9 protein-coding genes are annotated in these 8,943 nt (G+C 67.2%); 6 read left to right on the forward strand and 3 right to left on the reverse strand.

Translation table 11 applies throughout. The features are described from left to right. The first annotated feature begins 143 nt into the window (after nucleotides 1-143). Entirely contained in the window at nucleotides 144-1,073 is a 930-nt protein-coding gene (locus tag AD72_RS00295; protein ID WP_031464277.1) for a LysR family transcriptional regulator, read from the forward strand. An 11-nt stretch (nucleotides 1,074-1,084) separates the two neighbouring features. On the opposite strand, the gene AD72_RS00300 is transcribed toward AD72_RS00295, so the two are convergent. Continuing rightward, nucleotides 1,085-2,326, reverse strand: a complete 1,242-nt coding sequence (locus tag AD72_RS00300; protein WP_031464278.1) for a flavin-containing monooxygenase — start codon at nucleotides 2,324-2,326, stop codon at nucleotides 1,085-1,087. 257 nt (nucleotides 2,327-2,583) lie between these two features. Between AD72_RS00300 and AD72_RS00305 the strand changes: the two genes are divergently transcribed. The 5 genes from AD72_RS00305 to AD72_RS38075 all read left to right on the forward strand — a co-directional run bounded on the left by AD72_RS00305 (nucleotide 2,584) and on the right by AD72_RS38075 (nucleotide 7,518). Next, on the forward strand, nucleotides 2,584-3,006 hold the full coding sequence (locus AD72_RS00305; RefSeq protein ID WP_031464279.1) for a RidA family protein: 423 nt from the start codon (nucleotides 2,584-2,586) through the stop codon (nucleotides 3,004-3,006). Further along, entirely contained in the window at nucleotides 3,003-3,680 is a 678-nt protein-coding gene (locus AD72_RS00310; RefSeq protein ID WP_031464280.1) for a DUF1028 domain-containing protein, read from the forward strand. The genes AD72_RS00305 and AD72_RS00310 overlap by 4 nt, the downstream gene beginning before the upstream one ends. Next, nucleotides 3,680-4,819, forward strand: a complete 1,140-nt coding sequence (locus AD72_RS00315) for a M20 family metallopeptidase (protein ID WP_031464281.1) — start codon at nucleotides 3,680-3,682, stop codon at nucleotides 4,817-4,819. The genes AD72_RS00310 and AD72_RS00315 overlap by 1 nt, the downstream gene beginning before the upstream one ends. Beyond that, nucleotides 4,816-6,219, forward strand: a complete 1,404-nt coding sequence (locus tag AD72_RS00320; RefSeq protein WP_031464282.1) for an aspartate ammonia-lyase — start codon at nucleotides 4,816-4,818, stop codon at nucleotides 6,217-6,219. Before AD72_RS00315 ends, AD72_RS00320 begins: the two co-directional genes overlap by 4 nt. 492 nt (nucleotides 6,220-6,711) lie before the next feature. Next, complete coding sequence (locus tag AD72_RS38075; RefSeq protein ID WP_343123689.1) at nucleotides 6,712-7,518, forward strand: DUF222 domain-containing protein; 807 nt, start codon at nucleotides 6,712-6,714, stop codon at nucleotides 7,516-7,518. Between the two features lie 337 nt (nucleotides 7,519-7,855). Here AD72_RS38075 and AD72_RS38080 read toward each other — a convergent pair whose 3' ends face one another. Both AD72_RS38080 and AD72_RS00330 read right to left on the reverse strand, forming a co-directional pair. Then, nucleotides 7,856-7,984 (reverse strand): hypothetical protein, encoded by a 129-nt coding sequence (locus AD72_RS38080; RefSeq protein ID WP_343123690.1) that lies wholly within the window; start codon nucleotides 7,982-7,984, stop codon nucleotides 7,856-7,858. Nucleotides 7,985-8,060: 76 nt separating this feature from the next. Further along, nucleotides 8,061-8,939, reverse strand: coding sequence for a TauD/TfdA dioxygenase family protein (locus AD72_RS00330; protein ID WP_031464284.1), 879 nt, complete (start codon nucleotides 8,937-8,939; stop codon nucleotides 8,061-8,063). Between the last annotated feature and the right edge of the window lie 4 nt (nucleotides 8,940-8,943).

Genomic DNA, 8,943 nt, shown 5'->3' on the forward strand with positions numbered 1-8,943 from the left:
TCGGTTGCCGTGTCCTGGACCACAGAGGGATTAGAAATCATCCTGATTCAATGGGAATCAACAGTCAATCGCATAATATTGGACCTAGGCATCAAAATATTTGATGATGTGAGCCGTCCGGCAACCCCGATGATGAGGTCTTCATGGCAGGCGACGTCAACTTCACTCTCGTCCAGTTACGGTACTTCGCGACCGCCGCCGAAGCGTGCAGCATGACCGCGGCCGCCCAGCAGCTCAGGGTTTCCCAGTCGGCCGTTTCCACCGCGGTTTCCCAGCTGGAGCACTCACTTCAGGTGCAGCTGCTGATCCGGCACCACGCCAAGGGGCTTTCGCTGACCGCGGCGGGCAGCCGGTTCCTGCAGGAGCTGAAGAACTTCCTCGCGCACGCCGATGACCTGGCCGAGACCGCGCGCGGACTGGGCACCCGGCTCAGCGGGGAGCTGATGATCGGCTGTTTCCTTTCGCTGTCCCCGTTTCTGCTGCCGCGACTGTTCGCGGGACTGGCCGAACAGCACCCCGATCTGCGGGTGCAGGCAATCGAGGGGGAAACCGAGGAACTGCAGGAGGCCCTGCTGAACGGCCGGTGTGAGCTGGCGCTGATGTACGAGATGGACCTCGCCGAACCACTGACCACCGAACAGGTCACCGTGGCGCCACCGTATGTGATCGTGCCGCCACGGCACCGGTTCGCCAAGCGGAAAGGGGTGCGGATCGCCGAACTCGCCGAGGATCCGTTCGTGCTCTACGACCTGCCGCACAGCCGGGAGTACTTCCTGTCCCTGACCGAGAGCACCGGAGTGTCCGTGCAGCCGCGGTACCGCAGCTCGAACTACGAGACCGTGCGCTCACTCGTGGCCAACGGCCAGGGCTATTCCATCCTCAACCAGCGACCGGTCCGGGACACGACCTACGACGGTGGCCAGGTCGTCACCCTCCCCTTGCTCGACCCGGTGCCGCCGCTGCCCGTGGTCCTCGCCTATCTGCGCAACACCCGGCTGACCCGCAGGGCGCAGGCCTTCGCCGAATTCTGCCGCGAACTGCTGCGCGGCGAGGACCGGCCGGCCGAGGGCTGACGGCCGAAAACTCAGTGCCGCTGGTAGGTGCTCTGGATGGCGATGTGGTCGGCCACGAACTTGGCGTCGTGCCACACGCCCCAGATGAAGCTCGATCCGCGCCGCGCCAGCCAGGGCAGCCCGAGGAAGTAGACGCCGGGCTCGGTGGAGATACCGCGCCGGTGCGCGGGCCTGCCCTGTTCGTCGAGCGCGTCCACCTGCAGCCAGCCGTAGTCGACCGCGTACCCGGTCGCCCAGACGATCGAGGTGACCCCGGCCGCGGCGAGATCGAGCTCGAGCATCGGATCGGTGACGCACTCCGGATCGGGCCCCAGTTCGTGGGCTTCCGGTTCCTCGGGCAGGTCGAGTCCGTAGCGCTCGACGTAGGCGTCGGCCTCCTGCAGCAGCGAGAGGTAATTGGCGTCGCCGTTGGCGATATTGGTGCCGAGGTCCGGCGCGAACCGGATGGTGCCGTTGTCGAAGGAACTGGTGAGCCCGACGAGGTTGATACCGAGATCGGCGAGCGCGCGGAAATCCACGGTGTGCCCGCCGCGTGCGCCGCTGACCGCGATGGTGACGTGTTCCGCGCCGCGCGGCGGGGTTTCGGCGTCCCACTTGCCGAGCACCCCGAGCCACCACACGAAGTCCCGGCCGCGGTACCGGCGCGGCGGCCGGTCGTGCGGGCCGACGGAGAGATAGACCGAACGCCCCGAACGGCGCAGTTCCTCGGCGATCTGCACCCCGGAGGATCCGGCCCCGACGACGAGCACGGCCCCCTCGGGCAGCTGTTCCGGATTCCGGTAGCTGCTGGAGTGGAGCTGTTCGGGTCCGGCGTCCGCGGGAATGATCGGGGGGATCACCGGCCGCTGGAAGGGTCCGGTCGCGGCGACGACGAACCGGGCGTCGATGGTGCCCTCGCTGGTTTCCACGCGGAATCCGTGCTGTCCGGATTTGCGCCGCACGGAGGTCACTTCCACCCCGGTGCGGATCGGGGCGGCGATCTTTTCCGCGTATGCCTCGAAATACTCCGCGATCTGGTCCTTCGAGGCGAAGTCGTCCGGGCCGATGTCGCCGAACTCCAGTCCGGGAAAGCGGTCGTGCCAGGCGGGTCCGTTGGCCACGAGGGAGTCCCAGCGCTCCGAACGCCAGCGCTCCGCGATCCGGTCCCGTTCCAGAACGAGATGCGGCAAACCACAGTCGCTCAGGTGCTCACTCATCGCCAGACCGGACTGTCCCCCACCTACGACGAGGACCTCAACCTCTTGGTTCGGCATCCCAGACCTCCACTTCGGAACAACGGGCCAACCGCTTCGGGGCCGCTTCGGCGCCGCCGAGCGCCTCATCGAATCCTCGCGGTGAACCAAGCCCCTGTCCAACAGATCTTGTTGGCCTTAAAGTTCTGATTTCCTGATGCAGCCCGGACCGGGCTTCATCTGCTGAGCTGATCTTCTGATGCTGAAAGATCTATTGGACAGAAGGCGCCTGGGCGCGGGACGCTGTCCGGGATCGGTGCAGAATCAGGAGACAAGCGATGACCGTCCACAAGCGGATCCGTCCGTTCAACACCCGGGACACCTATCCGGAGCAGAACCTCGACAACGACCTGTGCCAGGCCGTCGTCGCCAACGACACCGTCTATGTCCGCGGGCAGATCGGCCAGGACCTCGACACGAGCGAATCCGTGGGCATCGGGGACGCGGGCGCGCAGGCCGAGCAGGCGATGGCCAACATCAAGATGCTCCTCGAAGAGGCGGGCAGCCGGATGGAGCATCTGGTCAAGCTCACCATCTACCTGATCGATCCGCGATATCGCGAGGCGGTGTACCGCGCCGTGGGCCGTTGGACCCGTGGTGTGCACCCGATTTCCACCGGGCTCGTGGTCTCCGCGCTCGCCCGCCCGGAATGGCTCTGCGAGATCGACGCGATCGCGGTGATCCCGAAGGAGGAACAGTGACCTTCTCGCTCGCGGCACGCGAGGATTCCGGGGCGGGTCCCCGGTTCGGCATCGTGGCCAGCTCGTCCAGTCCCGCGGTGGTGGCCAGGGTCGCGCACCTGCGCCCCGGGGTCGGCGCCGCATCCTCGCAGAACATCACCGATCCGCGGCTGGGCCCGGCGCTGCTGGACCGCCTCGCCGCACACGGCGACGCGGAGCGGGCGATGTCCGAAGTGACGGGCTCGGCCGAACACATCGGCTACCGGCAGCTGACCGTGCTCGGCCGCACCGGACCCGGGTTCGCCTACAGCGGCGAGAAAACCCTCGGCACCCATGCCACCGCGGTAGCCGATGGCGCGGTCGCCGCGGGGAACATGCTCGCCGGCGAACACATCCCACAGGCGATGATCGAGGCCTATTCCTCGGCGACGGGCGAACTGGAGCAGCGGCTGCTGGCCGCCGCGCGGGCCGCGATCGCGGCGGGCGGTGAGGAAGGACCGGTGCACTCGGCCGGGATGGCCGTGGTGTCCGATGTGGACTGGCGGGACACGGATCTGCGGGTGGACTGGGCCGAGGATCCCATCGAGGGGCTCGCCGAACTGCTCGAGATCTGGCTGCCGCAACGGGACGACTACGTGCGCCGCGGCCTCGATCCGGCGGCGGCTCCCTCCTACGGCGTGCCGGGAGACCTGTGATGCCCTCGCTGAAGGACGCGGCCCGCGAACAGGTGGACCGGCATTCCGCGGAACTGGTCCGGCTTTCCGAACGGTTGCACGCCGATCCGGAAACCGCCTGGGAAGAGCACCGCTCCGCGGCCATGGTCCCGGAACTGCTCGACCGCGCCGGATTCGAGGTGACCCCGGCCTACCTCGGCCTGGAGACCGCGTTCCTCGCGCGGTTCGGCAACGGGCCGACCAGGATCGCGCTGTGCGCCGAATACGACGCACTGCCGGGCCTGGGACATGCCTGCGGGCACAACCTCATCGCGGCGAGTTCCGTCGGTGCGGCGCTCGGTCTCGCCGCCGTGGCCGAGGATGCCGGGATCACCGTCGAGGTGTACGGCACCCCGGCCGAGGAGGGCGGCGGAGGCAAGATCGAACTACTCGACCGCGGCGCCTTCGCCGGGGCGGACCTCGCCATGATGATCCACCCCGCCCCTGTGGATGTCGCCGAGGCACGGCCGTTCGCGGTCAGCCACTCGAAGATCAGCTATACCGGGAAATCCGCGCATGCCGCGGCCTATCCGGAGGCGGGCGTCAACGCGGCGGACGCGTTCACCGTCGCCCAGGTGGCGATCGGGCTGCTGCGCCAGCAGTTGCCGTCCACCACCCGCGTGCACGGCTGCGTCACGCATGCCGGTGATGCCCCGAACGCGATTCCCGAACACACCAGCGGGCGCTGGTACGTGCGCGCGGAAACCCTCGAGGAACTGGCCGAGCTCGAGCCGCGGGTGATGCGGACCTTCGAGGCGGGTGCGCTCGCCACCGGCTGCGAGCTGACCGTGGAACCGGAAAGCAAGCCGTACGCGGAATTCCGTACCGATGAGGCCACCCTGGCGGAGTATCGGGCGAACGCCGTGGAACTCGGCCGTGAGTTCGCGCCGCCCGGTATCGCGGGGCGGATGAACCGCGCTTCCACCGATATGGGAAATGTGTCGCAGGTCGTGCCCGCCATTCACCCCTATATCGGCATCGATTCCCTGCCGGCGACCAATCATCAGCGCGAGTTCGCCGCGTTCTGTGTCGGTGCGACCGCCGAGCGCGCGATGCTCGACGGCGCCATCGCGCTGGCCTGGACGGGTGTGGACCGGGCAATGCGGGAGCGCGCGGCATGAGCACCCGGATCGAGCACGACATGCTCGGCGAGATCGAGGTTCCGTTCGAGGCCTATTACGGCGCCCACAGCGCCCGCGCCCTCGCCAATTTCCCCATCACCGGCGAAAAACTCGCCGACCGTCCGCATCTGGTCACCGCGCTGGCCGCGGTCAAACAGGCGGCCGCCGCGGCCAATTCCGAGATCGGCGCGCTCGACGCGGCCAGTGCCGAGGCGATCACCCGCGCCTGCACCGAGATCCGCGCGGGCGCGCTGCGCGAGGAGTTCGTCGTGGACCTGATCCAGGGCGGCGCGGGCACATCCACGAACATGAACGCCAACGAGGTCATCGCCAACCGGGCACTCGAACTGCTCGGGCACGCCCGCGGGGACTACGGACACCTGCATCCGCTCGATCACGTCAACCTCGGCCAGAGCACCAACGACGTCTACCCGACCGCGGTGAAACTCGCGCTCGACGGATACCTCGGCGAACTCCTCGGCGCACTGGCCGGTCTCCGCGCGGCGTTCACCGCGAAAGCGGCCGAATTCGCCGAGGTGGTCAAGATCGGCCGCACCCAGCTGCAGGACGCGGTGCCGATGACACTCGGCCAGGAATTCGGCGCCTACGCGGCCACTCTCGCCGAGGACGAACAGCGCCTCGCCGAGGCCCGTCCGCTGTTGCACGAGCTGAACCTCGGCGGCACCGCGATCGGCACCGGTCTCAACGCCCGCCCCGGTTATCGGGAGCGGGCCATCGCGCAGCTACGCGCGCTCACCGGGATCGACACCCTGAGCAGTGCGCCCGATCTCATCGAGGCCACCCAGGATGTGGGCGTGTTCGTGCAGCTTTCCGGGGTGCTCAAACGGGTCGCGGTCAAGCTCTCGAAGATCTGCAACGATCTGCGGCTGCTGTCCTCCGGCCCGCAGGCCGGACTCGGCGAGATCGCGCTGCCCGCCATGCAGGCCGGATCCTCGATCATGCCCGGCAAGGTCAATCCGGTGATTCCCGAGGCCGTCAACCAGATCGCCTTCGAGGTCATCGGCAACGACGTCACCGTCACCCTCGCCGCCGAGGGCGGGCAACTCCAGCTCAACGCCTTCGAGCCGATCATCGCCCGCGCGCTCACCGCGGGGATCGATCACCTCACCAATGGGATCACGATCCTCACCCGGCACTGCGTCGACGGCATCACCGCCAACCGGGATCACCTCGCGGGCACCGTTTCCGCCTCGACCGGACTGGTGACCGCGCTGAGCCCCGCGCTCGGCTACGAGATCGCCTCCTCGGTCGCACTGGAGGCCCAGCACACCGGTCGGCCTGCGCTGGAACTGGTGCGGGAGCGGGGTTTGCTCAGCTCGCAACAGCTGCGCGCCCTCACCAGTCCGCAGGCCCTCACCGGCCAGGCTGGAGCCCCGTAGCGGCGCAGCAGTCTGACCCCAGCGGTCCACTGGCACCCCGGCGGAGCGATCTGGCGCAGTTTGACATCTGTCGCGAGTGAAGCGGTGGATTCTCGACAGGTCCACTTGATGCCCGGCCGCCCCGCCTCGGCCGCGCGGTGGACGATCTGACCCTCGCGTTCCGAGCTGACGAACGTGATCTGCCGGTCCCGTACCGCCTGTCGTGTCCAGGGATGCGAACATGCCTTGTCCACGATCACGGTCTCCGGTCATGGCTTGGGACGCCCGGGCCGAGCCGTACCACGTTGATGCTGTCCAACGGCGGAACCAGTCGTGGGTTTGTCTCCCGCTCAGACCGGAGCGAGCAGGAACCATATCGGTAGGCCACGCCCGTCGACGGCGAGATGGATCGTGGTGCTCAGCCCACCGCAGGACAACCACTGACCGAAAACGCCCTCGGCGATTCTCGAAAAGGCGTGGAAAACCGCGTGGCCATTCGGTAGTATAGATATTATGAGCACTGGGGAAATAGAAACACTGCTGTCGAGCCGGGAGCGGTTGGACCGGTTCATCGAACAGGCTGCCGTGGTGCGGCGTGCCGAAGCGGAAATGCTGCATCAGCTTGCCGAGTTGGACAAGGAGGGTGCTCCGGTCGAGTTCGGATACTGCGGTTCGGCGGCGACTCTGGCCCAGGATGTACTGCGGATCAGTCGTGCCGAAGCACGCCGGATGGCCGAACGGGCGCGAGTCCTGTTCGGTGCGCTCGGAATCAGCGGGGAACCATTGTCCCCGGATCTGCCGAGTACCGCGGAAGCGTATTCGCGGGGTGCGGTCGGTAGTGAACACGTGGATCGGATTCGTCAGTTCGCTGCCGAACTCCCCGCCGAGGTGCTGATCGGAACTGTGTTGGCCAAAGACCCGTGGCCGATCGCGGAAAACGCCCTCGCCCAGATCGCTGGTGAGGTGGGTCCGCGTGGGCTCGTCCGGCCAATCAGGGAACTACAGGCCCGCCTCGACCCAGACGGCCGCCCACCGACTGATCGTGATCCTGTGCGCCCGGATCGGGAAATCTGGCTCCGGCAACACGCCAACCAATGGGACATCCACGGACACCTGGACTACGAAACCGGACTCAAACTCCGCAGCCTCCTCGACGCACTCGGCAAACCCCGCAGCAGCGAAGCCAACGGCGGAACCCCCGACACCCGCACCCCAACAGAACGCGACGCCGATGCCTTCGCCGATATCGTTCAGGTGGCGGCGAATCCGGAGAACCTTCCCGAAAATGGGGTGAACCCTTCACCATCATGGTCACCATGACCGAACAGAGCCTACGCGAAGGGATCGGGACCGCCACCACCATGGACGGCACCCCCATCCCCGCCCAGCAACTCAGACGCATCGCCTGCGACGCCGGACATACCAAGGAGGCCGGAGGTAAGCCGACTCAAAGAACACGACCCATCCGACCGACGACACCCGGCTTACCGGAGGCCGGATTGGTATCTACCAACACAGCATCACAACAGTACTCGGATCAGACGGCGAAGTGCTCGAAATGGGATGCCGCGACCGCACCGCACCACCCAAACTCCGACGCAGACTCACCGCCAGAGACAACGGCTGCGCCCACTCCGACTGCGACAAACCACCCGCCTTAACGCAGGCACACCACATTCACCACCACGCCAACGGCGGACTCACCACCGAAGAAAACATGGTGCTGCTCTGCCGCCAGCACCATGCCCTCATCCACCACACCGAATGGGAAGTCCGCATCCGCCACGGCAGAGCCGAATTCACCCCACCCAACTACCGCATCCGCGCGGGACGCGGCGCACCATGGCGGCCGGACAAGGTGATCACCCCTTGAGCGGACCTCCGTTGATGGCCACCCGCTTGCCGTAGCGGGCGAACGGGTAGTAATCGTAGGTGGCGTGGTGCTGGACGCTGCGGTTGTCCCAGAACACCAGGGTGTTCGGGGCCCAGCGGACCCGGCACTGCAGGACCGGCCTGCGGGCGACCACGGCGTAGAGCAGGTCGAGCACCGCCCTGCTCTCGTCGGCGGCGAGCTCGTTGAGGCGCACGGTGTAGGCCGGGTTGACGTAGAGCAGCCGCCGATCGGTGTCCGGATGCCGCACCACGACGGGATGATCGTTGACGTGCACGATGTGCCCCTCCGGCGGGGTCAGGCCGAGCTCGCGGTACGGCAGCCCGCCGTCGTGCAGCGCGGTCAGCTCGTCGAGCATGGCCCGCAGCGCCGGGGACAGCATCTCGTAGGCGAGGTGCATATTGGCGAACAGGGTGTCCCCGCCGCTGCCCCCTTCCGGTACCTCGGTGATGTAGAGCATCGAACCGAGCGAGGGTTCCTCGTCGCAGGTGCCGTCCGCGTGCCAGCCGTTGCCCGCGACGTTCTCCGATTTCGGGTCGGTGTTGAGCTCGAGGACGTGCGGGTCGCCGTGCTCGGGCGGCGGGTTGACCGGCCGGGGCTGACCGAAGTGTTCGGCGAACCGCTTCTGCTGTTCCTCGGTGATGTGCTGATCGCGGAACACGAGCACGTGGTTGTCCAGGAAGGCCGCGCGCAGCTCGGCGATCTGGGTCGCGGACAGTTCCGTGGCCAGGTCGACGCCGGTGACCTCGGCGCCGAGGATCGGGGTGATCGAATCGACCCCGATGCTCGTGTACTCGGGGCGTTCCCGGGTGGTGATCGCCTTGATGGCGTCCAGTTCATACTGCTGCATGGGT

The organism is Sciscionella sediminilitoris (assembly GCF_000737195.2).
GTDB classification, from domain to species: Bacteria; Actinomycetota; Actinomycetes; order Mycobacteriales; family Pseudonocardiaceae; genus Sciscionella; species Sciscionella sediminilitoris.